A 25,577-nucleotide genomic window follows, 5' to 3' on the forward strand; every position below is an offset into this window, starting at 1 on the left:
CCCCGCGCCCCTGAAGGCAAAGGACTGCGCCGTTCCCCGCGCCCCTTGGAAGCCGCAGGTCTGTCAGAGAGTTACCGGGCCACCGCCGAGCAGTAGGTCGCGTCCTTGGCGAGGAGGTTGCGGTGGGTGTCTTCTGCTGTGATGACGCCGTCGTCCAGGACGAGGACTCGGTCGGCGGCGTCCAGGAGGGCCGGACTGCTGGTGAGGACGACGGTGGTGCGGCCCCGGCGCAGTTTCGCGATGTTGCGGGCGATGAGCTGTTCGGTGACCGCGTCGACGGCCGTCGTCGGGTCGTGCAGGACGAGGACGTCCGTGTCGGCGGCCAACGCGCGGGCCAGGGACAGCCGTTGGCGCTGTCCTCCTGAGAGGTTCGCGCCGCGGTCGCGGACGCCGTGGTCGAGGCCTTCGCGGTGCAGGGCGACGACATCGGTCAGCAGGGACGCCTCGACGGCCTCGGTGACCGTCCGGCTGGTGCCGGACGGGTCGATGTTCGTGCGGAGGGTGCCCGCGAAGATCTCCCCGTCGTAGGGGTTCACCAGCATGTGCTCGCGCACCGCGTCGACCGACAGGTCCGCGAGCTCCTGCCCGCCCACCCGCACGGCTCCCTCGTACGCCTCGGGCGGGACGTTCACGGCCAGGACCGACGCGAGGTCGGCCGCCGAACGGGGCTGGTAGACGGCGATCGCCACGAACTCGCCGGCCGGCACCTGGAACTTCACGTCGCGCAGGGTCCCGTACCGGACACAGTCGATCTCCAGGGATCCGCCCTCGGACGGGCGCTCCGGGCCCGGTGTCGTCACCGGCGGCGCGGTCAGGACCAGCGCCATCCGCTCGGCCGACGCGCGGGCGATCATCACGTACTTCGGCATCTCCGAGAACAGTTTGAGGGGTTCCATGATGAACTGCGCCAGGCCCACGGCCATGACGAGTTCACCGATGGTGATCTCGCCGCCGAACGCCAGCCAGCCCGCCGTCAGGGTCACGGCGGCGGCGAGGACCGCGTTGAGGGCCAGGGCGGTGCCCGCGTAGACGCCGTTCACCTTGGCGACGGTGATCGCCTGGTGCTTCGCCTCGGTGCTCACCTTCCGGTAGGACCGGAACGCCGCGTGGTTGCCGCCGAAGCCGTGCAGCGGACGGAGGCCGATGATCAGGTCGGCGACCTTCGCCCCGGCCCGCGCGACCCGGGCCTGCTGTTCCTGGGTACTGGCGCCGATCCGCTTGGACATCACGCTCAGGACGGACAGGATCGCGACGGTGCCCACGATCACCAGCAGACCGAGCCGGATGTCGGCCAGGCCCAGCGCGACCGCCGCGACCACCACCGCGACCAGCGAGCTGATCAGCAGCGGCACCACCTCGATGATGTCGGCGGTCTGGTCGGCGTCCTCGGTGGCGATGGTCAGGATCTCGCCGGACTTGAGGTCGACGTCCCTGGCCACCGGCTGGAGTCCGCAGGCCGCGACCCGCACCCTCCAGCGGTGTGCCTCGGTCGTGTTGGCCTTCTGCAGGACGCGCATCCCGAACCGCCACGACAGCGACACGGTCGTGATGATCACGGCCAGCGCGCCGATCGACAGGCCGAGCGCGCCGAGGCTCCGGTCGCCCTGCATCGTGTGTTCGACGATCAGACCGAGCGCGATGGGAAAGGCCGTCTCACCCGCCTGGTACAGGCCCATGAGGACGGTGCCCCAGACCATGGCGCCGATGTTGCGACGCAGAGCGGTACGGAGGATGTCGGACCCCGGGCGGGGCCGCTGCGTGTCAGGAGTTGTCATCGAGATGGTGGGCAATCGCTTCCGGGGTTCGCAGGGTGAACAGGTCTCGGATGGTGATCACAGGACCGTACTCCCGGCGGAGCAGCCCGATCAGCCGTACCGCCAGCATGGAGTGCCCTCCGAGGGACACGAAGTCGCTCACCGCGCTCACCTCGTCGTCGTCCAGGTCCAGTGCCTCGGCGAAGAACTCGCACACCGTGGTCTCGGTCTCGGTCTCCGGTCCGCGCTCCCCCGCCGTGGTCAGCGCGCCCAGCGGTTTGGCCTCCGGCAGCGCCTTGGTGTCAGCCTTCCCGTTCACCGTCAGCGGGATGCTGTCGACCTCGGCGTAGTGCGTCGGGCGCAGGAAGTCCGGGAGCCCGGCGCCCACTTCGGCGGCGACCGCCGCCAGGTCGGAGCCGTCGAGGACGAGGTAGGCGGCCAGCCGGTACGCCCCGTCGACCTGCGGGTCGGGCTGGGCGACCGCGGCGACGAACCGCACAGCCGGGTGTGCCGCGAACAGGGCCTCGACCTCGCCCAGTTCGACCCGGTGTCCCCGGATCTTGACCTGCTGGTCGGTGCGGCCCAGGTACATCAGATTGCCGTCGGGCCGCCGGACCACCAGGTCCCCGGTGCGGTACATGCGCTCACCGGGTTCGCCGAACGGGCAGGCGACGAAGCGGTGCGCGGTCTGGGCGGGCTGCCCGAGATAGCCGCGCGCGATGCCGATGCCCGACACGTACAGCTCACCGGGAACCCCGTCCGGAAGCGGGCGCAGCCACGGATCCAGTACGTACACGTCGGTGTTGTCGATCGCCACGCCCACCACCGGGTCCTGGCACTCGAAGGTGCCGACGCCGAGGGTGTTGATCGTGTACTCGGTGGGCCCGTACAGGTTGTAGCCGACCGTCCCCTCGGTCCCGGCGAGCCGCTGCCACAGCGTCGGGGTGACGGCCTCGCCGCCCAGCAGCACCAGCGCCGGCCGTCGGGCCGGGTTGTCCAACAGCCCTTCCGCGACGAGCTGTTGTGCGTAGGTCGGGGTCACGTTGATGACGTCGATCCCGAATTCGAGGCAGTACTCGACCAGTCGGGGTGCGTCGCGGCGCAACTCCTCGTCGCAGATGTGCACTTCATGCCCGTCGGCGAGCCACAGCAGCTCCTCCCACGACATGTCGAAGGCGAACGACACGGTGTGCGCGATCCGGAAGACCCGGTGGTCGTGCTCCGCCAACACCGGCTCGAAGATACGGCGCTGATGATTGATCAGCATGTTGGTGAGCCCGGCGTACTCGGTCACCACGCCCTTCGGCTTCCCCGTCGAACCGGAGGTGTAGATCGTGTACGCGGGGTGCCGCAGGCGGTCCGGGTCGTCCGGCGCGAACGTCACGAACGGCTCGGCCTCGGGCAGGGGTCGGTCCAGTTCGATCAGGTCGCCGGTCAGCCGGGGCGAGACGGCGCTCACGGTGAGGATCACGTCCGGGCGGGCGTCCTCGACGATCGCGGCGATCCGCTCGTCCGGGTGGTCCAGTTCCAGCGGCACGTACGCGGCGCCGACGCGCAGCACGGCGAACAGCGCCACGATCGAGTCGAGGGAGCGCGGGATCGCGAGCCCCACGTTCGTCTCCGTGCCGATGCCCCGCTGGGCGAGTACACCCGCCACCGCGCGGCTGCGGTCCCGCAGTTGGGCGAAGGTCATGGTCGAGCCATGGGCGACGAGTGCCACCCGCTCCGGGTCGCGGTCCGCCGCCCGGTCGAACCGGTCGACCACGGTGTCCGTGCCGACGTCGGTACGCTCGCCCGGCTCGGGCTCCGCGCCCAAGCCCCGCAGTGCACCCACCGGTCCGGTCGACCGGGCCAGGTCTTCGAGCACGCGCAGGTAGTCGTCGAGGAGACGGCGGGCGCTGTCGGTGTCGCCGTGGCGGTGCTCCAGCTTGACCGTGAGCCGGTCGCCGGGCGTGACGACCCAGGTGAACGGATAGTGGGTGGAGTCGTCGGCCTTCACCGAGGTGATGCCGTGCCTGGCGTTCATCTCGGCGAACGCGTCCATGTCCAGGAAGTTCTGGAGCACGAACAGGTTGTCGAACAGGGTGTCGTGTCCACTGGCCCGCTGGATCTCGCCGAGGCCGAGGTGCTCATGCTCCATCGCCTCGACCCTGGCCGTCTGCACGGCCGACAGGTACTCGCGGACCGTGTCGTCCGGCCGTGCCCGCGTCCACATGGGCACGGTGTTGAGGAGCACGCCGACGATGTCGGACAGCCCCTCGCCCTCCCGGCCGGAGACGGTCACGCCGAACACGGCGTCACTGCGGCCCGTGTGGGCGCCGAGCAGGAGGCCGAACGCGCCGGTCAGCACCGAGTTCAGCGTGACACCGTGCGTCCTGGCCGCTTCCCGCAACAGTTCCGACTGCTCCTCGGACATCTGGTGCACGAGCGCTTGCGGCAGGTCGTCCGAGAGGGACGGCGCCGGTCCGGCGAGCAGTGTCGGGCCCGCGAGGCCCGCCAGGTGCTCGGCCCAGAAGCGTTCCGATACGGCGGGGTCCTTGGCGTCGAGCGCCCGGGCGTAGTCCTCGAAGCTCGGCGTGGCCGGAGCCGCGTCCAGTGGCTCGCCCGCGACGACGGCCTGATAGGCGTCGAACAGGTCCCGCAGCATGATCTCGCGGGACCAGCCGTCCCACAGCAGCAGGTGGTAGCTCAGCAGCAGGCCGTCGCGGCCGTCGGGCAGCCGTACCACGGTCAGCCGGATCAGCGGCGGCTCACCCGGGTCGAATCCCGTGTCCCGGTCCCGGGCGCGCAGGGCCTCGACCTCCGCGTCCGTCGCCGACTCGACCGTACGTACGTCGACCCGGCGGCCCGCCTTGAGGACCTGGACCGGGTTTCCGTCGTCGTCGGTGGAGAAGCCGGCGCCCACGACCGGGTGGCGCCCGATCACGTACGCCATGGCCTCGGCCAGCGCGTCGGTGTCCAGCCGCCGGTCGAAGGTGAACCAGCTCTGCGCGACGTAGTGTCCGGCCGAACCCGCCATCTGGGCCTGGAAGAACAGGCCCCGCTGGAGCGGAGTGACCGGCGCCGTGCGCTCGGCCGTCGCGGAGGCGTCCGCGATGTGCTTCAGCGCGCCGAGCCAGTGCTCGGTGATCTCGTCGGATACGCCCTCGGCGAGGATGAACTCCGCGCGCAGGCTCCCGGTGGCCTCGTCGATCCAGGCGTTGACCTCGACGGCGTACGGGCTGCCCTGATCGCCGCCGGTGATGTGCAGCGCCTGGGACTCGCTCCCCCGGCCGAGGTAGTTGAACAGCACCTGCGGGCGGGCGGTGAGGAGCGGGGCCGTCTGCGGGTTGAGGTACCTGAGCCCGCCGTAGGCGACGTGTCCGCACTCGTCCGGCTGGCGTTCGGCGACCTCGCGCGCCGCGGCGACCGGGTCGGTGTGCGCCGTGAGCCGCACGGGCGCGATGGAGGTGAACCAGCCGACCGTACGGGTGTAGTCGTGGTGTTCGAGGGCCGGGACCCGGCCGTGCCGCTCCAGCTCGACCGCCAGGTCGGTGGGTGACGGCTGGACGCGGGTCAGCGCGGTGCGCAGGGCGCCGCACAGCAGCTCGGTGAGACCGACGCCGAGTGCGGCGGGCGCGGTACGGGTCACGCGGTCGCTCACGTCGGGCGCGAGTACGACCGTGATCTCGCGCAATCTGTCGACCGCGGGCAGCAGTTCGGGCGCCCGGAGCGTGGTGACCCAGTGCCCGAGGTCGTCGATCGCCGAGGTGGCCTGAAGCGTCAGTGCTTCGGCGTACTCGGCGTAGGACGTGGTCGGCGGTGCCAGGGGCGCACCGCTCAGGGCGGCGGCCAGGTCGTCGAGGACGATCAGCCAGGACACCGAGTCGATTGCGAGGTGGTGCACGGTGACGACCAGGGTCCGGCTCGCCGCCAGCCACGTGAACGCGATGACGTCCCCGGACTCGGGGTCGAGCCGTCCGGCGGCTTCGTTCGCCGCGGTCGTCGCGTCGGTCGCGTCCGTCTCCACGACGGTGACCCCGCGGGCGGGTTCGGTGCGCAGTGCCCACACCCCGTGCCCGGCGCGCAGCCGCAGGCGGAGGGCCGGGTGAGCCTCGACGACGGCGTTCGCGGCGCGCTCGACATCGGCGAAACCGGTGCCCTCGGGGGCGACGAGCATCCTCGCCTGGGCGAACCGGGCGAGCGATCCGCCCAGTTCGCGCTGGCGCAGGATGATCGGCGTCGGCGTCAGCGGGCCGTCCTCGCGGCGGGCGGGTGCCGGGTCCGTCGCCGTGGCCTGCGGTGTGCGCGTACCCACGTGCTCGGCGAGCGCGCGCGGTGTCCTGAACAGGAACACGTCCCGTGGCGCGATCGGCAGGCCGAGCGCCCTGGCCCGGTTGATCACGGTGATGGCGACGATGCTGTCGCCTCCGGCCATGAAGAAGTCGGTGTCGGCGTCCACGGTGCCTGTTGCGGAGCCGGGCAGGGCTTCCGCGAAGATGCCGACCAGCTCGGCGAGCGTGGAATCACTGACGTGCCCCGTAAGGGGCGCGGGGAACTGCGCGCCCAGCCACGACGCACCCGCAGCCGAAGACCCTCCTGCTGCGGCACTCCCCGCGGAGCGTTCGGCCCGGTCCGCCAGGGCCTGCCGGTCCAACTTGCCGTTGACCGTCAACGGCAAGGCGTCGACCGACAGCACCTGCCCCGGCACCATGTGCACGGGCAGCTTCGTGGACAGGAGGCCGGTGAGGTCGCCGGGCAGTGACCCCACCACGTGCGCGACCAGGTGGTCGCCGCTGTCCGCCACGGTGACGGCCACGTCGATCACGCCGTCGAGTTCCCTGATCGCGGACTCGACCTCGCCCAACTCGATCCGGAACCCCTTGAGTTGGACCTGGTCGTCGGCACGCCCTGCGAACTCCAGCTCGCCGTCGAGCGTGCGGCGGGCGAGGTCGCCCGTGTGGTACATCCGGGAGCCGTCGTCCGCGAAGGGGTTCGCCACGAACCGGCCCGCGGTGAGCCCCGGCCTGCCCAGATAGCCGAGGGACACCTGGTCGCCGGCGACGTAGATGGCGCCGACCCGGCCCGGCGGCACCGGCCGGAGCCGGTCGTCGAGCAGGTAGGTGGCCAGGCCGGGAATCGGACCACCGATCGGGCTGACGTCGTCGCCGAGTCCGAAGTCCTCGTCGGTCAGCACCCGGTGGGTGACGTGGACGGTGGTCTCGGTGATGCCGTACATGTTGACCAGCTCGGGCGAACCGGTGCCGTGCCGCTCGACCCAGCCGCGCAGCCGCCCGAGATCCAGCGCCTCGCCGCCGAAGATGATCCGGCGCAGTGCGGTGACGGGCTCACCGGCATGCCGGTCGGCCTCGATGAACTGGTAGAACGCCGACGGGGTCTGGTTGAGCACGGTGACTCCGCGCTCGCGGACCAGCCGCTGGAAGTCGACCGGGGAGCGGGTCAGCCCGTACTCCGGGACAAGGAGCTCACCGCCATGGGCCAACGCCCCCCACAGCTCCCAGACCGCGAAGTCGAAGGAGAAGGAGTGGAACTGGACCCACACGTCGGACGGACCGAAGTCCATGTCGGGCCGGGTGTTCGCGAGGAGCGTCACCACGCTGGAGTGCGGGACGACGACACCCTTGGGCCGACCGGTCGACCCGGACGTGTAGATGACGTACGCCGGGTCGCGCCAACTGACCGCCGGAACGGCCTCGTTGAGACCCTCCGCCTGCCCATCCCCCTGTCCCTGCGGCAGCTCGTCCCCCTGTACGAGCACGCGGGCCGGCACGCCCGCCCGGGCCAGCAGTTGGGTGAAGCGTTCCCGCTGCTCGCGGTCCACGAGAACGACCTGCGGAGCGGAGTCGGCGAGGATGTACTCCAGTCGCTCGTCCGGGTACGCCAGGTCCAGCGGCACATACGCACCGCCGGCGCCGACGATCGCGACCAGGGCGACGACCTGTTCGAGGGAACGCGGGACGGCGACGGCGACCCGTTTGCCCGGGGCGACCCCGGACGCACGCAGCACCGAGGCCAACTCGTCCTTCGCGTCCGACAGTTCGCCGTACGTAAGTGACCTGGTTCCGCCGTCGAGAGCGCACTGGGTGACGGCGGTGGCGGCCGGGTCCCGCTGCGCGGCGGCGTCGAACAGTCCGCCCAGGGTGGTCGGAGTGATGCGCGCGGGACGTCGGCCGTCCTCGGGCGCCAGGTTCTCGACCAGGGCGTCGGGCCGGGTGAGCAGGTCGGTGAGGGTCCGGGTGAACGTACGCAGGATCGCCTGGGCGCTCGCCTCCCGCAGGAGTTCGCCGTCGTAGATCAGGTTGAAGCGGGGACGGCCGTCGAGTGCGCGCTCCACCACCAGGGTCAACGGGTAGTGCGGGGCGCCCTCGTTCACGATGTCGGTGATGACCAGGTCGTCGTCGGGCCCTCGCAGCGCGTCCACGTCGGTCGCCACGTCGAACACCACCAGGGTGTCGAACAGGGAGCCGGCGCCGGCCTGGCGGCCGATCCTCGCCAGCGAGACATGCTGGTGCGGCAGTACCGCGCTCTGGTGCTCCCGTACCGAGGCGAGCAGGTCGCGCGCCGTGGTGGTCCCGGTCCAACGGGCTCGTACGGGGATCGTGTTGATGAACAGACCCACCATGGTCTCGATGCCGGGCACCTCGGCGTCGCGCCCGGACACCGTGGAGCCGAACACGACGTCCGTGCCGTGCAGGATGCCGCCCAGCGTCACGGCCCAGGCGCTGTGCACGGCCGCGCTCAGCGGCACCCCGGCCGACCGGACGGCCGCGTCGATGTCGTCCGCCGGCTCCACCGCGGTGTCGGCGAACCGGTCGGAGGCGGTGTGCCCCTCGGCGACGAGGGAGGGGCCGGGCAGCTCGGCGAGCTGCTCCTGCCAGACCCGGTCGCTCTCGTCGGCGTCGCGTCCGGCGAGCCAGCGCACGTAGTCGGGGAAGCCGCCGATCGCGTACACGGTCCCCGGCGCGTGGTACTCGGCCAGCAGCGCGCGGAGCATCGGGGGCACCGACCAGCCGTCGGCGATGATGTGGTGCACGGTCTGCACCAGGACGCTGCGGCCGGAGCCCGCGCGAATGAGCGTGTACCGCATGAGCGGTCCTGTGGCCAGGTCGAACCCGGCGCGGCGGTCCCGTTCCGCGTGGTCGCGTATCTCGTCGTCGGTGATGCCGGGGCGGTCCAGCGTGGTGAAGGGGGCCTCCACACCGCTGTCCAGCACGGAGACCACGCGGCCGTCGGTGAGGGCCACGAACCGTGCGGCCAGGTTCGGGTAGAGCGTGAGCAGGCGGGTGGCCGCAGCGGCGAGCCGGTCGGCGTCCACCTCGCCGTCCAGCGTGAGCAGTTGCTGCTCGACGTAGCTGCCCGCGGAGTCGTCGTCGAAGACCGAGTGGAAGTACAGGCCTTCCTGCAACGGGGTCAGCGGCAGGATGTCCCGCAGCTCCGGGCCGTCCAGGGCGTCGACGTCGGCCTGTGTCAGGGGCACCAGGGGGAAGTCGCTGGGGGTGTGGCCGCCCTGGTCGAGCGCGGCCAGTCCGGCCAGGGCCACCCGGAAGTACTCGCCGAGCGTCGTGATGTCCTCGTCGGTGAACATCCCGTCGGGCCAGGAGATGGTGGTGACCAGTTCGTACTCGCCGGTCGAGGCGGCGGGTTCGGCGATCGCGTTGAACTCCAGGGCGCGCGGCAGGCGCATCCTCGGGTCGCGCTTCTCGCCCAACTGGCCGGTGGTGCCCGCGAGTTGCCAGTCACCGGACGAGCCCGCGTCGAAGCGGCCCAGGTAGTTGAACAGCACCTGGGGTGCGGGCGCGTCGAACTCGCTCTGGGCCAGGTAGCGCAGGGCGCCGTAGGAGACGCCGTTGTCCGGCACCCGGGCGAGGTCCTCCTTGACCGCCTTGAGCGCGGCGGCCAGGTACTCGGGTGCGGTGAGGTCGCTCGCCGCGCCGGGGTCCACGGTCACCGGGAACAGCGTGGTGAACCAGCCCACGGTCCGGGACAGTTCGGGTTCGAAGCCGGCGGTGCCCGCCACGAACTGTCCTTCGCGGCCGTGGCCTTCGAGTTCGATGTGAGCGAACGTCTGGTCCTGACCGAGGTCGCGGCGCCGGCGTGCGAGGGTGACGGCGAGTGCGGTCAGCAGTACGTCGTTGACGCCCGCGTGGAATTTCGCGGGGATCTCGCCCAGCAGCGCGGCCGTGACCTCGGGTCCGACGGAGACGGTCCGGAGCCGTTCGCCCGCGACGGTGTCGGCCTCGGACAGCGCACGCCTGCCCACCGGTTCGTCCGCTCCGGGCAGGGGGCGCCGGAAGTAGGCGCTGTCCGCGTCGAAGGCCGCGCGGTCCAGCAACTGCGTCCAGCGCCGGAACGACGTGCCCACCGGGGGCAGGTCGATCGGCGTGCCCGAGGAGAACTGCCGCCACGCCGTGGCCAGGTCCTCCATCAGGACCCGCCAGGACACGCCGTCGATCACCACGTGGTGGGCGACCAGGACGAGTTGGCGTGCCTCGCGGCGCCAGACGGCACGCAGCATCGCGCCGTTCGCCGGGTCCAGTCCGTCGGTGGCGAGGGCGACGCACTCGTCGAGCGGCCGGTCGCTCTCCTGCCACCCCGGGGCTGCCTGGTCCGCCTCCGGTATCTCGAAGCTCCAACGGTCGCCGCGCACCAGCTCGGCGCGCAGCATGTCGTGCCGGCCGACCACGGCGGCGAGGATCTCGTCGAGCGCGTCGGCGGTCAGGTCCGCCGGGGTGTTCAGCACCACCGACTGGACGAAGCCGTCGATCGCGTCCGTGGTCTCGCCGAGCCACTGCACGATGGGCGATCCCACGACGGCGCCGGTCGCGACGTCCCCGTGGTCCACGGTGGAGACGTCCTCACGGCTCGCCACCGCCGCCAGCGCCCCCACCAGGGTGTGGGTGAAGATCTGCCGTGTCGTGACGTAGAGACCCACGTCGCGCAGCGCGCTCAGCAGCGAGATCGCCAGGATGCTGTCGCCGCCGAGCTGGAAGAAGTCCTGGTCGACACCGACCTCGTCGAGCTGCAGCAGCGCCGCGATCGCCGCGCACACCGCGCGCTCGTTCTCGGTGGTGGGCGGGACGATCGAGCCCGTCCCGACGGCGGGTTCCGGCAACGCGTTCCGGTCGAGCTTGCCGTTCGCGGTGAGCGGGAACTCCTTCATCACGACGACATGGGCGGGCACCATGTACTCCACCATGTGCTCGGCGGCCCACGTCCTGACCTCGTCCGCCCCCAGGGTCTCGCTCCCGGCGGCCGGGATCACGTACCCCACGAGGTAGGTGCCGCCCGCCGCGTTCTTCTTCGCGACGACGCAGGTGTGCCGTACGCCGGGGTGTTCGGCGAGACCGACCTCGACGTCCTCGATCTCCAGCCGCATACCGCGGATCTTGATCTGGTTGTCGGCCCGGCCGAGGAAGTCCAGCGATCCGTCCGGGGCGAACCTCGCGAGGTCACCGGTCCGGTACAGCCGGGAGCCGTCCCCGGCGAAGGGGTTCGCCACGAACCGGGACGCCGTCAGGCCGGGCGCGTTGACATAGCCGCGCCCCAGGAGGAACCCGCCCACGTACAGTTCGCCGCCGACTCCGACCGGGACCGGGCGCAGTTCGTCGTCCAGCACGTACAGCTGGGTGTTGGGGTTGGCCTTGCCGATCGACGTCGACAGGCGTTCCGCCGCGCCCCGGTAGATGACGTGCGAGACGCCGATCGTCGTCTCGGCCGGGCCGTAGCCGTGGTACATGGGGATGTCGAGCCGGGTACGGAACCGCTCGTACAGCTCCGGGGTCAGCACCTCGCCGCCGCACCACACGTGCCGCAGACTGTCCAGGTCTCCGGAGTCGCCGGCGATCTCAAGGAGTACGTCCAGCATGGACGACACCAAGTAGGTGAAGGTGACGCGGTGTTCGGCGATGACGCTCAGCAGGTGGTGCGGGTCGCGTTCGCCACCGGGCCGCAGGACCACCAGCCGGCCGCCGCTCACCAGCGGCAGGAAGATCTCGTTGATGGAGATGTCGAAGGACAGCGGCGCCTTGAACAGCGACGCGTCGTCGTGGCCGAAGCCGAGGATCTCGTCGACCTGCCACAACAGGCGCTCGCTGATGGCTTCGTGACGGATCATCGCGCCCTTGGGCCGCCCGGTCGACCCGGATGTGAAGATCACGTACGCCAGGGCGTCGCCGTCGACGGCGATCCCGGTCCCGTCGGTGGGGTGGGAGCCGAACTTCCAGTCGCCGAGGTCGACGGCCACGGCGTCGGGTTCGCCCGGGGCCTGCTCGCCGGAGTCGTTGAGCTGCAGCACGACCCGGGCGTCCTCGATGACGACGGCTCGGCGTGCGGCGGGCCACTGCGGATCGAGCGGGACGAACGCGCATCCGGCCTGGAGGACGCCGAGCAGACCGATCACCATGTCGGCGGAGCGGCCCAGTGAGATGCCGACGACCTGTTCGGCGGTGAGTCCGCGCTCGATCAGGTGGTGGGCCAATTGGCCGGAGAGTTCGGCCGCCTGACGGTATGTCAGGGATCGGTGCTCGTCGACGATGGCAACGGCGTCGGGCCTGGTACGCACCTGCTCGCGGAACATCTCCACCATGGTCGGGCGGACCCGGTCGGCCTCGGTGTCGTTCCACTCGGCCAGGGCCTCGATCCGCGCCGCCACGCCGGACGGGCCGATGGTGCCGATGGGCCGGTCCGGGAAGTCGGCCAGGTCGTCCAGCGCGAGCTGCGCGTCGGACTGCATGGCGCCCGCCGGGACGGCGATACTCCAGCCGTCCCCGTCGGCCTCCCAGCCACCGCTCTCCCAACCGCCGGGCGTGTCCCCGCCGTTGTCGACCCACGCAAGCACGTCGGCGAACAGCGTGCCGGGGGTGAGGTCGATGCCGTCGGGACTCTGCCCCGTCGCCCAGTACGAAAGGCCGATGGCGCACGCCTCGACGATGGTCCGGTCGGAGAAGTCGCCGGTCCGCCTGCGTACGTCGGCAAGGCGCGTGGGAGAAAGCAGTACGAGACGAGCGCTCGGTTCCATCATCGAAGACTCAGCGTCCCTTCCAGGTAATGAAAGTTAGCCTAACCTAAATTAGGTTTACCTAACTGCCTTCGCGCCAGGCCCGCCACAGTCGTGCGTAGCGGCCGCCCAGAGCCACCAACTCCTCGTGAGTCCCCTGCTCAACGACGCGTCCCGCGTCCAGCACGGCGATGCGGTCCGCCGCCATCGCCTGGGTCAGCCGGTGCGCCACGAACAGCGTGGTCCGGCCCGCGCACGCGGCCAGCACGGCCCGCTCCAGCTCGGCGGCGCCCTCGCTGCCCGCCTCCGCGGTCGACTCGTCGAGCACGACCACCGGAGCCCGGCCCAACACGAGGCGGGCCAGGGCGATCTGGGCGACCTTGGTGACGTCCAGGCGCTCGCCGCCCTCGCCGACCAGGGTGTTCAGCCCGTCGGGCAGCGCGTCGACCCATCCGCCGGCGCCGACCGTGCGCAACGCGTCCATCAGCTCGGCGTCGGCCGCCTCCGGCGCGGCCAGCCGCAGGTCGTCGGCGAGCGGACCGGAGAACACATGCGTCTCCTGCGTCAGGATGCTGACCAGGGCCCGCGCCCCGGCCTCGTCCAGACCGGCGAGGTCGGTCGACCCGACGCGCACCGACCCGGCCTGCGGTGTCCCTATGCCGGCGATCAGCGCGGCCAGGGTCGACTTGCCCGCGCCTGTCGCCCCCACCAGCGCGAGCGAACCACCGGCCGGGATCGTCAGTCCGACATCCCTCAGGACCGGTTGCTCGGTGTCGGGATAGCTGAACGTCAGCCCCTCCACCGTCACTTGGTACGACACGGCGTCCGCGGCCGCGACGGCCTCGTCGCCCACCAGCCGGTCCTCCGCGTCCTCCCCCAGCACCCCGACCAGCCGGGTCAGGCTCGCGCCCGACTTCTGCGCCTCGTCGAAGGTGAACATGATGGCGCCCAGCGGGGTGAACAGCCGGTGGAACATCAGCGGGGCCGCCGACACCTCGCCCAGGCTGGCGGCATCGGCCTCCAGCAGGGCGTACCCCACCACGAGGATCAGGACCAGGCCGATGAACTCGGCACGGTTCTCCCTGCCGACGAACCGGCCGAAGAACCGGAACACCTCGATGCCGAGCTCGCGCACCCGCCACGACTCGCTGGTGACCTTCTCGCGGACGGCACCTTCCAGGCGGTACGCGCGGACCGTGTCGATCCCGTTCAGACCACTGATCAACGCCTGAGCGCGGTCGGCCTGGGCCACCCGCTGCTTCCGGTAGAGCGGAGCCGACCGAGGGAGATACCAGCGCAGGGCCAGCGCGTACGCGGGCAGTGCGCCGGCGCCCGCCAGGCCGAGCCGCCAGTCCAGGCCGAACATGCCGACCGTGGCGATGACGACCAGCACTCCCGCCGAGAACACCGTGGGGATGGCCGTCCGGATGCCCTTGGAGATCACGGCGACGTCGTCGCCGACCCGGGACAGCACGTCTCCCCGGCCGACCTGCTCGATCCGTGCGCTGGGCATCCCGAGCACCGCCCGGACGGCCCCTTCACGGAGCCGCGCGAGCAGATCCGCGCCCAGCCGCCCGATCAGGTACGTCGACACCGCGGTGGCCACCGCGCCGAACACCGCGGCGGCCACCATCAACACCCCGACCTGGACCAGGACCGAGCGGGACTCGCCCCCGACCACCCCGTCGACCACCCGGCCGAGAAGGAGCACGGGGAGCACCTGGAGCGCCGCTCCTACCACCGTGCTGAGCACGGTGGAGAGGGTCAGCCATGGCACCTCGCGGCAGTGTGCCGCGACCCAGCGGGTGGCCTCACCCCCGGTCGCCGTACGCAGAGTTGCCGGGGCGACGTGTGTGTCGGTAGTGCTCACACCAGAACCAGATCGGGTCGGGGACGGGATCCGTTGACCATCGACATCTTCAGCCGGCCGCCGACTTCACGAGCTCATCGATCGCGTATGGCATGGACAGCAGGGTGCCCTGGGAGATGGCCGCGCCGATCGCCGGGCCCTCACTGTCCAGCAGGTAGGACACCTTGCCGTTCTTCACGGCGTCCAGGTTGGTGAACAGCTTGAACTTCTTGAGGGCTTCCGTGTCCGCCTTGTCGTTGATGACGAAGACGCGGTCCACGTCGACCAGGTCGATGCGCTCGGGGGACAGTGCGACGGAGAAGCTGCCGTCCGCGACCTTGTCGATCTCGGTCTGGTACTTGAAGCCGATGCCCGTCAGGAGCTGTCCGCGCACGTCGGTGGAGGTGAAGGGGTTGACCGCGTCCTTGTACCAGGACAGCGCGACGGCCTTCTGGTCCGCGAACTCCGGGTGCTCCTTCTTGGCGGTGTCGAGCTGGGCCTGGATGGCCGCCACCATCTTCTCGCCCTCGTCGGCCTTGCCGAGCGCCTTGGCGATCTGGAGGGCGTTGTCCTGCCACGGAGCGCTGAACGGTTCCTTCTCGGCCTTGGTACGGCCCACGGTCGGGGCGATCTGGGAGAGCTTGTCGTAGGCGGCCTTGTCGACCTCGGAGTAGACCGCGATGATCAGGTCCGGCCGAAGGGCCGCGATCTTCTCGTAGTTGGGGCCGGCGTCACCGTTCTTCATGATGACCTCGGGCTTGGCGTCGCCCCACTTGTCCTTCACCCAGGGCCACTGGGTGTTGATGTCGGGGGTCTTGCCCGCCGGGTTCGGGTACTGGTCGACCATGCCGACCGGCTTGATGCCGAACGCCAGGACACTCTGGTCGTCCGTGTAGCCGACGGTGACCACACGCTTGGGGGCCTCCGCGACCTTCGTGGATCCGAACGCGTGCTCCACGGTGACCGGGAACGCGCCGGACTTGGCAGCCGGGGCGCTGTCGTTCGACTCGTCCTTGGAGTCGGAACCACATCCCGCGAGAAGACCGACGCCGAGCGCCGCCGCGGAAACCGTCGCCGCCACCCGCCGCCAGGGCTTCATACGCGTCGTTCGAAGGAGGAACATCCCAGATCCCTTGCTTTAGCGCCATCCGCTGCACCCTGTCTTAGGGCAGGCAAACCTTATCCTGGCGAAGTGAGGTTAGCCTAGCCTAACTTGGCCATCTTTATGCGGATCTAGTCGAGTTGGACGTGAGTGCGGCCGATCGGCACGATGAGCGGCCGGTCGCCGACCGGGTCGTCGATCACCTTGGCGCGCAGTCCGAACGCCTCGTGGAGCAGTTCGGCGGTGATCACGTCACGCGGGTGCCCCTGCGCCAGGATCGCCCCCTCCCTCATCACGACGAGGTTGTCGCTGTAGCGCGTGGCGAGGTTGAGGTCATGCAGCACCATGACGACGGTGCAGCCCGCCTCGTGCAGGTCGTCCACCAGGTCGAGCACGTCGATCGCGTGCGCCAGGTCCAGGTACGTGGTCGGCTCGTCGAGCAGCAGCAGATCGGTGCCCTGGGCCAGGGTCATCGAGATCCAGACGCGCTGGCGCTGTCCGCCGGACAGCGAGTCGACCGGACGGTCTGCGAGGTCGGACACCCCGGTCATGGCCAGCGCGCGCTCCACGACGGCGACGTCGTCCGACGACCACTGCCGCAGCCAACTCTGGTGCGGATGGCGGCCCCTGGCGACCAGGTCGGACACCGTCAGCCCCTCCGGCGCGACCGGCGCCTGCGGCAGCAGGCCGAGCTTCTTGGCCACGTCCCTGGTCCTGAGCTTGACGATGTCGTCGCCGTCGAGGACGACCGTCCCCCTGGTCGGCTTGAGCAGCCGCGACAGGGTCCTCAACAGGGTTGACTTCCCACAGCCGTTGGGGCCGATGACCGTGGTGATCACCCCTGGCGGTATCGCCACGTCGAGCTCGTCGATGACGATCCGGCCGCCGTACCCGACCGTGACGCCCCTGGCCGCCAGCCGCGAGGTGTCAGCGACCTCGGACCCGACCTCGGCGATGTGCTGCGCGGCCACGAATCCCCCTCTGCCTACTTAGGTTTGCCTAACTCTTTGTACCAGTTATCTGAGATTCGCCCGCACCAGGAGATAGACGAGGAAGGGGCCGCCGATCGCGGCGGTGACGACACCGACCGGGAGACTGATGGGCAGTGCCGTGCGCGCCACCAGGTCCGCGCCGATCAGGAGCAGCGCCCCGACCAGTCCCGAGGCCACCATCGGCGGCGTCGGACATCTCGCCAGCCGCATCGCCACCTGCGGCGCCACGAGCGCGACGAAGGGGACCGGACCCGCCGCGCTCACCGCCGCGGCGGCCAGCAGCACCGCGCACAGCAGCAGGACGGCCCGCACCATCGAGTACCGGACGCCGAGGCCGGCGGCGATCTCGTCGCCGAAGTGCATCGGCTTGAACTGGAACGCGACACTCGCCACGACGACCAGGAGGACGAGCGTGCACCAGAGGGCTATGCGGACCTCGCCCCACGACCGGTTGTCCAGCGAACCGACCAGCCACGCCTGGGCCTTGGCCACGTCCCGGATGTCGGCCGTGACCAGCAGCCAGGTCGTGATCGCCTCCATCACCGCGCTCACCGAGATGCCGATGAGGATGAGCCGGAAGCCGTCGACCCCGCGCCGCCATGCCAGGAAGTACACCAGCAGACCCGTGCCGAGCCCGCCGAGGAGCGCCGCCGCGGACAGGCCCACGGAGCTGACGATCGCCGTCGCGGTCCCGCCCGACACCGTCACCAGGAACACCGAGACCGCGCTGGCGCCCCCGGTGACCCCCAGAATGTCCGGGCTGGCCAGCGGATTGCGCGCGATGGACTGCGTGATCGCCCCGGACACCCCGAGCGCGATCCCCACGACGAGCCCGGCCAGGGCACGCGGCATCCGCAGGTCCATGATCACGAACTCGTCGACCCGCTCGCCCCGGCCGAGGATCGTGGCGATCACCCGGGACAGGCCGATGGGGAAGTCCCCCACGCCGATGGACACGCAGAACACCAGGAAGGTCGCCGCCGCCAGCAGCAGCGTGACGAACACGATCAACGGCCGCCATACGAACGAGACCTGGCCGAGCCGCACACCCGGCGCCACCGAAGGCTTCACGTCTGTCCCGTTCATGCGTTCTTGAACTTTCCGCGCCACACCAGGACCGCGAAGAACGGAGCGCCCAGGAGGGCGACGAGGACACCCGCGTCCAACTCGCCAGGCCGCACCACCAGTCGCCCCACGATGTCGCAGACCAGCAGGACGATGGCGCCGAGCAGACCCGCGTACGGCACGAGCCAGCGGTAGTCCGGACCGGTCATGTACCGGGCCACGTGGGCCACCATGAGCCCGAGGAACGCGATGGGGCCGCATGCCGCGGTCGCCGCGCCCGCGAGCAGGGTGATGGCGAGGATGCCGACGGTCCGGCTCAGCGCGATGTTCACTCCGAGGCCCCGCGCCACGTCGTCGCCCAGGTTGAGCAGGTTGAGGGACGGCAGCACGGCCAGGGCCAGCACCAGCCCGACCACGATGAACGCGGTCACCGGCCAGATGACGTCGAATCCGACGCCGGCCACGGATCCCGCGTTCCAGAACCGCAGCGCGTTCAGCGACGCCAGGTCCGTCAGCGCGACCGCGGTGGTCATCGCCGCGAGGAACACCGTGATCCCCTGCCCGGCCAGCGCGAGCGTCAACGGATTACCGGCGCCCCGGCCGATGCTCGCGAGGCCGAACACGACGACGCCGGCGACCGCCGCTCCCAGGAAGGCGAACCAGACGTACTGGAACGGGTTGGAGAACCCGAACACGGCGATCACCGACACCACGGCGAACGAGGCGCCGGCGTTCACGCCCAGCAGGCCCGTGTCCGCGATCGGGTTGCGCGTGTACCCCTGGATCAGCGCCCCGCCGACCCCGAGCGCGATGCCCGCCACGATCGCGAGCACCGTCCGGGGCACCCGCACGGTCCGCACGATGAGCCTGATCTCGGTGAGCCGCTGGTCGGAGTCCGGTGCCGCGAACAGCCCGTGCCACACCTCGGCGGGGCTCAACGAGCGCGCACCGACAGCCAACGACACCACCCCCGCGGCCACGAGGACCACCACCAGCGTGCCCAAACCCACCACCCGCCGCCGACGGGCGTCTGTGCCCCTGGGCGCGGGGCGCTCAACCGCAGTCGTGCCCATGGCGAAGTACGTTATCCCTATTGATCCACCGGAGAAGCATGGCCATGGCCTTTCAGGCGGCGACCGTCCAGGCCTCGTCCGAGGGGGACGTGACGCCCCGGGCGAGGAGCGAGTCCAGGATCTCCCCGACCCTGGTCGCGGTGTTGGACAGCAGGGACGACGTGATGCCGTGCGTGTGCTCCGTACCGCCCTGGAGGTAGATCCCGCAGCGCAGTTCGGGGTCCGTCACGATGCGGTAGTCGCGCTCGACGCGGACGCGGCCCTCGCCGTCACGCAGGCAGTGGTCCGCGACCTCGCCGAGGAGTCCGAGGGGGTCGGCGGGGCTGTAGCCGGTGGCGAAGACCACGACGTCCGCGTCCAGGACGGTCTCCTCGCCGGTGACGAGGGACGTCACGGTGGCACGGGCCGTGCCCGCGGTCTCCTCGACGTCGGTCAGCCGGGACACGTTGAGGAAGCGCAGCCGCTCGGTGCCGAGGACCTTCTCCTGGTACGTCTGCCGGTACAGGTCCTCGATCAGGTCGATGTCCACCACGGAGTAGTTGGTGTTGCCGTGGTAGTCCATCAGGCGGCGCTTGACGTTCTCGGGCGCGGCGAAGTACTCGTCGACGGCCGCGGGATCGAAGATCCGGTTGGCGAAGCTGCTGTCGTCGGCGGGGCTGTAGCCGTAGCGGGAGAAGACCGCGCAGACCTCGGCCCCGGGGAAGCGGCGGTGCAGGTAGGCGACGTTCTCGGCAGCGCTCTGACCGGCGCCCACGACGATGAACCGGGAGGGCGAGGTGCCCTCCAACCGGTCGACCTTCGCCAGCAGTTCGGAGTTGTGCCAGACCCGGTCGCCCGTCTCGACGCCCTCCGGCATGAGGGGACGCATCCCGGTGCCGAGGACAAGGTTGCGGGCCCGGTGGACCGCGAGGCCCTCCGCCGACCGGACCGTCACCTCCAGGTGATCCACGACTCCGTCACGGACGACGGGCGCGACGCCGACGACCTCGTGGCCGTAGGAGACCGTGTCCTCGACCTGGGCCGCGGCCCATTCCAGGTAGTCGTGGAACTCGACCCGCAGCGGGAAGAGGTTCTTGTGGTTGATGAAGTCGATCAGCCGGCCCTTGCTCTTCAGGTAGCAGAGGAAGCTGAACTCGCTGGCCGGGTTCCGGAGCGTCACCAGGTCCTTGAGGAAGGACACCTGCATGGTCGCGTCGTCGATCAGCATGCCCCGGTGCCAGCCGAAGCACGGCTGCTGCTCGAAGAAGTGAGCGGTGATCGCCTCCTGCTCGCCGGCTCGTGCGTTGTGCTCGCCGAGTGCGATCGCCATGGCCACATTGGACGGTCCGAAACCGATGCCAATGAGGTCGTGGACCAGTGGTGCGTCATCAGGAAGAACCTGTGACATGTCACTCCCATCGTGCGGGGCAGTCGCCTGTCAGGCGTGGGGAAAGTACGAGGTGAGAAAGGCGGGCATGCCAGCGGCCGAGCTCGCCGGGAATTTAGGTTAGCCTAAGCTAATCCCATAAAGCTGTCGACCGGACGAACCGGGCAATGAGGCGCCGGCACCCGCCAACTGGGGCACTGCGCACCCCCGTTGCATACTAAGGTAAGCCTTGCTTTACTGACCCCGGTCCATCCCCTGCCTTCGAGGAGGAACCCCATGCGGGTCGTCATGTTCGGTTACCAGACCTGGGGGCACCGCACCCTGCAAGCCCTTCTGGACTCCGAACACGACGTGGTGCTGGTCGTGACCCACCCCAAGAGCGAGCACGCGTACGAGAAGATCTGGAGCGACTCCGTCGCCGACCTCGCCGAGGAGCACGGCGTCCCTGTGCTGATCCGCAACCGCCCCGACGACGACGAGCTGTTCGAGCGCCTGAAGGCGGCCGACCCGGACATCCTCGTGGCGAACAACTGGCGGACCTGGATCCCCCCGCGCATCTTCGACCTGCCGCGCCACGGCACGCTGAACGTCCACGACTCGCTGCTGCCGAAGTACGCCGGCTTCTCCCCGCTGATCTGGGCCCTGATCAACGGCGAGACCGAAGTGGGCGTCACCGCGCACATGATGAACGACGAGCTCGACGCGGGCGACATCGTCCGTCAGGAGGCGGTGCCGGTCGGACCGACGGACACCGCCACCGACCTCTTCCACAAGACGGTCGACCTCATCGCCCCGGTCACCGTCGGCGCGCTCGACCTCATCGCCGCCGGGCAGACGGAGTTCACCAAGCAGGACCGGTCCCAGGCCAGCTTCTTCCACAAGCGGGCCGCCGAGGACATCCGCATCGACTGGGCCTGGCCGGCCGAGGACCTGGAGCGCCTGGTCCGCGCCCAGTCCGAGCCGTACCCCAGCGCCTTCACCTTCCACAAGGGCAAGCGACTCGAGGTCCTCGCCGCCGTGGTGTCCCAGGGCCGCTACGGCGGTACGCCCGGCCGCATCTTCTACCGCGAGGGCGAGGGCGTGGTGATCGTCGCCGGAGCCGACGCCCGCACCGGCCGCAACCACGGCCTGGCCATCACCCGGGTACGGACCGAGGACGGCCGCGAGCTGCCCGCGACCCAGTACTTCACCTCCATGGGCGGCTATCTCACCACCCGCCCCTGATACCCCGGCCCCAGCACGGTCCCGTGGGCCGGCCGGACGCCACCGCCGTGCGGAACTTCCCGTCTCCGCACGGCGGGGGCGCTCCCTCTACGATTCGGGCCTGCCGCACCCAAGGGAGCCGGCCGTTGGAGACCGCAAGGTGACAGGCAAGAGGGTGCGCCCTGCCCTTCTCGTGGCGCTGCTGGGTGTCGTCCTGGCCGTCCTCTGTCTGCTGTCGCTGGCGCTCGGCGCGGCCAACGTCCCGCCGGACCAGGTGATCCGGGCCCTGTTCGGCGACGCTCCGAGCCGTTTCGTGGACAACATCGTCTGGACCGCGCGCGTACCGCGTACCGCCCTCGCGCTGGCGGCGGGCGCCGCCCTCGGGCTGGCCGGCGCGCTGATGCAGGCCCTGACCCGCAACCCGCTCGCCGACCCCGGGGTGCTCGGGGTCAGCGCCGGTGCCTCCTTCGCCATCGTGCTGGCCGTCGGAGTGCTCGGGATCAACTCCCTGTACGGGTATGTGTGGTTCGCGTTCGCCGGAGCACTGATCGCCACGGTGGCCGTCTATCTGCTGGGCGGTCTCGGGCGGTCCGGGATGACCCCGGTGAAACTGGCGCTCGCGGGAATCGCCGTCACCTCGATGCTGTGGTCGTTCACCCAGGCCATCGTGCTCACCGACGCGGACGCGCTCAACAAGTTCCGCTTCTGGTCCGCGGGTTCGCTCGCGGACGCGGACAGCGGCATGGTGTGGCGGGTGCTGCCCTTCCTCGTCATCGGCGCGGTGCTGGCGCTGGCCTGCGCTCCGGCCCTCAACAGCCTGGCCCTCGGCGACGACGTCGCGGCCTCGCTCGGCCGGCGCCTCGGCCTGGTCCGCCTCGCGGGCGTCGCCGCGGTCACCCTGCTGACGGGGGCCTCGGTCGCGGTCATCGGCCCGGTCGTCTTCATCGGCCTGGTGGTCCCCCATGTCGCGCGTGCACTGGCCCAGTCGGCGGGCATCGGCCCCGACCAGCGCTGGCTGCTGCCGCTGTCCGCGGTGCTCGCCCCCAGCCTGCTGCTCACCGCCGACATCCTCGGACGCCTGGTGGCACGGCCCACCGAGATCCAGGCAGGCGTGCTGGTCGCCTTCATCGGCGGCCCGTTCTTCATCGCCATGGTCCGCAGACGCAATCTGGCGGAGGTGTGAACGTGCCGAACCCGAAGTCCGCGCTCAACTCCCGCCCGGTTCCGGACGGTTCGCCCGGCGGCCCCCGCTTCCGCACCTACCGGCTGGCCCTGCCGCCCGTCTCCGGCGTCTTCCGCCCCCGCCTGGTGACCCTGTGCGCGGTGCTCGCCGCCGCCACCTTCCTGCTGTTCTGCTGGGGCCTGACGACCGGCGACTATCCGATCGGCTTCACCGAGGTAGTACGGGCCCTGGTGGGCTCCGGCGACCCCGGAACAGTCCTCGTGGTGCGGGAACTGCGGCTGCCGCGCGCCCTGGTCGGGCTGCTGGCGGGCATCGCCTTCGGTGTCTCCGGCGCGCTGTTCCAGACCATGACCCGCAATCCGCTGGCCAGCCCCGACATGATCGGCCTCACCCAGGGCGCGGGCACCGCCGTGGTCGCGGGCATCGTGCTCGGCTGGGACGGCGGCCTCGGCACCCAGGCCCTCGGCCTGCTCGGCGCCCTGGCCTCGGCCCTCGTCGTGTACGTGCTGTCCTGGCGGCGCGGCACCACCGGATACCGCATCGTCCTGGTCGGCATCGGCGTGGCCTGGATCTGTACGAGCGCCACGGACTACCTGGTGGCCAAGGGCGGACGCTTCCAGGCACAGGCCGCCCTCGGCTGGCTGGTCGGCAACCTCAACGGCCGTACGGGGGACCAGGTCGGCCCGCTCACCGTGGCGCTGGCTGTGCTGCTGCCGACGGCACTGCTGCTCGGCCGGCTGCTGCGCACCCTCCAGCTCGGCGACGACGTGGCCACCGGCCTCGGTACGCGCGTACAGCCCGTCCGCCTCGCCATCCTGCTCGCCGGTGTCGGACTGATCGCGTTCGCCACCGCCTCCACCGGTCCCGTCGCGTTCGTGGCGCTCGCCGCTCCGCAGATCGCCCAACGGCTGGCCCGTACGGCCTGGCCACCGACCGTCGCCTCGGGACTGACCGGGGCGCTGGTGGTCCTCGGCGGCGACCTCATCGCCCGTACGCTCGTCCCCGGCACGGAGCTGCCGGTCGGAATCGTCACCGGAGTGCTCGGCGCACCGGTCCTGCTCTGGCTGCTCGCCCGCGCCAACCGCGCGGGTTCAGGAGGTTGAACCCATGTCGGCTGATCCCATGTCGGCTGATGCCACGTCGGCTGATCCCCGGTCGACCGACCGCGTGCCGCCCCCCGACCCGGACCTGCGCGCGAGCGGTCTGCGGCTGGCCTACGACAGCCGGATCGTCGTGGACGGGCTCGACCTGGCCGTACCGCCGGGCCGGATCACGGCCATCGTCGGCGCCAACGCGTGCGGCAAGTCCACCCTGTTGCGCGCCCTCGCCCGGCTGCTGGCGCCCAAGGAAGGAGCCGTCCATCTCGACGGCCGGGCCATCCGGTCGATACCGAGCAGGGAGCTGGCCCAGCGCCTCGGCATCCTGCCGCAGAGTCCGCTCGCGCCGGAGGGGCTGACGGTCATCGACCTGGTCAACCGCGGGCGTTCACCGCATCAGACCTGGTGGCGGCAGTGGTCGAAGGCCGATGAGCAGGCCGTGCGCGAGGCCCTGGACGCCACGGGCATGACGGACCTCGCGGACCGGCCTGTGGACGAGTTGTCCGGCGGCCAGCGCCAACGCGCCTGGATCGCCATGGCGGTCGCCCAGGGCACCCCCGTACTGCTGCTGGACGAGCCGACGACGTATCTGGACCTGGCCCATCAGATCGACGTCCTGGACCTCATCACCGACCTCAACCGGCGCGAGAGCCGCACGGTCGTCATGGTGCTCCACGACCTCAACCAGGCCTGCCGGTACGCCGATCACGTCGTCGCGATGAAGTCCGGGCGGATCGTCGCCGAAGGAAGCCCCGTGGAGGTCATCACCGCCGCCACGGTCGAGGACGTCTTCGACCTGACCTGCCAGATCACGACGGACCCGGTCAGCGGCACCCCGCTGGTGATCCCGATAGGCCGTCACCATGGGGCCCGCGCCCGTTAGGGGCGCGGGGCTGCGTCGATCTGCGGCTCCGCCGCGGGGCGCGGCCGGTCCCCACACACCCGCGGCCGAACAGCCCTGCTCCCAGCGGAGCGTCACCGCACGATCGTCGTCCCCGTTCCGACGACATCCGCCAGCCCGTCGAGCAATGCGTGCGGCGCGCGCCCGTCGAGCACCCGGGCCGCTCCCACCCCACCCCTGACGGCCCTCAGACAGGCCTCCATCTTGGGCCCCATGCCGCCGTTCAACGTCGGCAGCAACCGCTCCAGTTCCCCCGCGCCGATCCGGTCGACGATCCGGTCGCTCTCGGGCCAGTCGGCATAGAGCCCGGGAACATCGGTGAGGACGACCAGGATCCGCGTCCCCAGCGCCGCCGCCAACGCCCCTGCCGCCGTATCGGCGTTGACGTTGTAGACCTGCCCGTCCTCGCCGCGGCCGACGGAGGAGACGACCGGGATGTGACCGCTGTCGAGCAGGATGCGCACGACCGCGGTGTTCACCCGTGCCACGTCCCCGACGAGCCCGATGTCGACGGGCTCACCGGCCACTTCGGCGTACCGCTTGACGGCGGTGAGGGTGCGCCCGTCCTCGCCGCTGAGGCCGACGGCGTACGGGCCGTCTTCGTTGAGCAGGCCGACGAGTTCCTTCTGGACCTTGCCCGACAACACCATGCGGACGACCTCCATGGTCTCCGGAGTGGTGACCCGGAGCCCGTTCAGGAAGGACGACTTGAGGCCCAGCCGGTCCAGGTGGGCGCCGATCTGCGGACCGCCGCCGTGCACGACGACGGGCCGGACCCCGGCGCGCCGCAGGGTGAGGACGTCCTGCGCGAAGGCCCGCCGGAGCGTCTCGTCGGTCATCGCGTGGCCGCCGTACTTGACGACGACCGTGTGTCCACGCAGGGGTTCCAGCGCCGCGAGGCGATTGGTGAGGTCACCGGCGGAGGACTCGGTGTCGGAGGAGGTGGCCGTTTCGGCCACGACGGCCCCGTTCACGGCCGCCGGCCGCTGCGGGCCC

The 25,577-nt window shown here is 70.8% G+C and carries 13 protein-coding genes; 4 read left to right on the top strand and 9 right to left on the bottom strand.

The genetic code is table 11. The features are described 5' to 3' along the window. Positions 1 to 71 precede the first annotated feature (71 nt). The 8 genes from QF035_RS09155 to QF035_RS09190 form a co-directional block, all read right to left on the bottom strand. A complete protein-coding gene (locus tag QF035_RS09155) occupies positions 72 to 1,775 on the bottom strand; it encodes an ABC transporter ATP-binding protein (RefSeq protein ID WP_307519508.1) in 1,704 nt (567 codons plus the stop codon). Further along, positions 1,762 to 12,774 carry a non-ribosomal peptide synthetase gene (locus QF035_RS09160; protein WP_307519509.1) on the bottom strand — a complete coding sequence of 3,671 codons (11,013 nt, stop codon included), beginning with the start codon at positions 12,772 to 12,774 and terminating at the stop codon, positions 1,762 to 1,764. Before QF035_RS09160 ends, QF035_RS09155 begins: the two co-directional genes overlap by 14 nt. A gap of 58 nt (positions 12,775 to 12,832) precedes the next feature. Further along, positions 12,833 to 14,620 carry an ABC transporter ATP-binding protein gene (locus tag QF035_RS09165; RefSeq protein ID WP_307519510.1) on the bottom strand — a complete coding sequence of 596 codons (1,788 nt, stop codon included), beginning with the start codon at positions 14,618 to 14,620 and terminating at the stop codon, positions 12,833 to 12,835. Positions 14,621 to 14,669: 49 nt separating this feature from the next. After that, entirely contained in the window at positions 14,670 to 15,722 is a 1,053-nt protein-coding gene (locus tag QF035_RS09170; RefSeq protein ID WP_307519512.1) for an ABC transporter substrate-binding protein, read from the bottom strand. A gap of 110 nt (positions 15,723 to 15,832) precedes the next feature. After that, positions 15,833 to 16,672 (bottom strand): ABC transporter ATP-binding protein, encoded by an 840-nt coding sequence (locus QF035_RS09175; RefSeq protein WP_307519514.1) that lies wholly within the window; start codon positions 16,670 to 16,672, stop codon positions 15,833 to 15,835. 45 nt (positions 16,673 to 16,717) lie between these two features. Further along, positions 16,718 to 17,779 (bottom strand): FecCD family ABC transporter permease, encoded by a 1,062-nt coding sequence (locus tag QF035_RS09180; RefSeq protein ID WP_307519515.1) that lies wholly within the window; start codon positions 17,777 to 17,779, stop codon positions 16,718 to 16,720. Continuing rightward, on the bottom strand, positions 17,776 to 18,831 hold the full coding sequence (locus QF035_RS09185; RefSeq protein ID WP_307519516.1) for a FecCD family ABC transporter permease: 1,056 nt from the start codon (positions 18,829 to 18,831) through the stop codon (positions 17,776 to 17,778). The genes QF035_RS09180 and QF035_RS09185 overlap by 4 nt, the downstream gene beginning before the upstream one ends. A 52-nt stretch (positions 18,832 to 18,883) precedes the next feature. Next, a complete protein-coding gene (locus tag QF035_RS09190) occupies positions 18,884 to 20,218 on the bottom strand; it encodes a lysine N(6)-hydroxylase/L-ornithine N(5)-oxygenase family protein (protein ID WP_307519517.1) in 1,335 nt (444 codons plus the stop codon). 255 nt (positions 20,219 to 20,473) lie between these two features. Here QF035_RS09190 and QF035_RS09195 point away from each other — a divergent pair, with 255 nt between their 5' ends. The 4 genes from QF035_RS09195 to QF035_RS09210 all read left to right on the top strand — a co-directional run bounded on the left by QF035_RS09195 (position 20,474) and on the right by QF035_RS09210 (position 24,563). After that, positions 20,474 to 21,421 (top strand): methionyl-tRNA formyltransferase, encoded by a 948-nt coding sequence (locus QF035_RS09195; RefSeq protein WP_307519518.1) that lies wholly within the window; start codon positions 20,474 to 20,476, stop codon positions 21,419 to 21,421. Positions 21,422 to 21,560: 139 nt separating this feature from the next. Continuing rightward, entirely contained in the window at positions 21,561 to 22,583 is a 1,023-nt protein-coding gene (locus tag QF035_RS09200; protein WP_307519519.1) for a FecCD family ABC transporter permease, read from the top strand. A gap of 83 nt (positions 22,584 to 22,666) precedes the next feature. Then, complete coding sequence (locus tag QF035_RS09205; RefSeq protein WP_307530996.1) at positions 22,667 to 23,686, top strand: FecCD family ABC transporter permease; 1,020 nt, start codon at positions 22,667 to 22,669, stop codon at positions 23,684 to 23,686. A 19-nt stretch (positions 23,687 to 23,705) separates the two neighbouring features. Further along, on the top strand, positions 23,706 to 24,563 hold the full coding sequence (locus tag QF035_RS09210) for an ABC transporter ATP-binding protein (RefSeq protein WP_307530998.1): 858 nt from the start codon (positions 23,706 to 23,708) through the stop codon (positions 24,561 to 24,563). 92 nt (positions 24,564 to 24,655) lie between these two features. Here the strand turns inward: QF035_RS09210 and argB are convergent, their stop codons facing one another. Next, positions 24,656 to 25,540 (bottom strand): acetylglutamate kinase, encoded by an 885-nt coding sequence (gene argB / locus QF035_RS09215; RefSeq protein ID WP_373466621.1) that lies wholly within the window; start codon positions 25,538 to 25,540, stop codon positions 24,656 to 24,658. Positions 25,541 to 25,577: the final 37 nt, after the last annotated feature.

Origin of the sequence: Streptomyces umbrinus, assembly GCF_030817415.1 — a bacterium.
In the GTDB taxonomy this organism is placed as follows: Bacteria; Actinomycetota; Actinomycetes; order Streptomycetales; family Streptomycetaceae; genus Streptomyces; species Streptomyces umbrinus_A.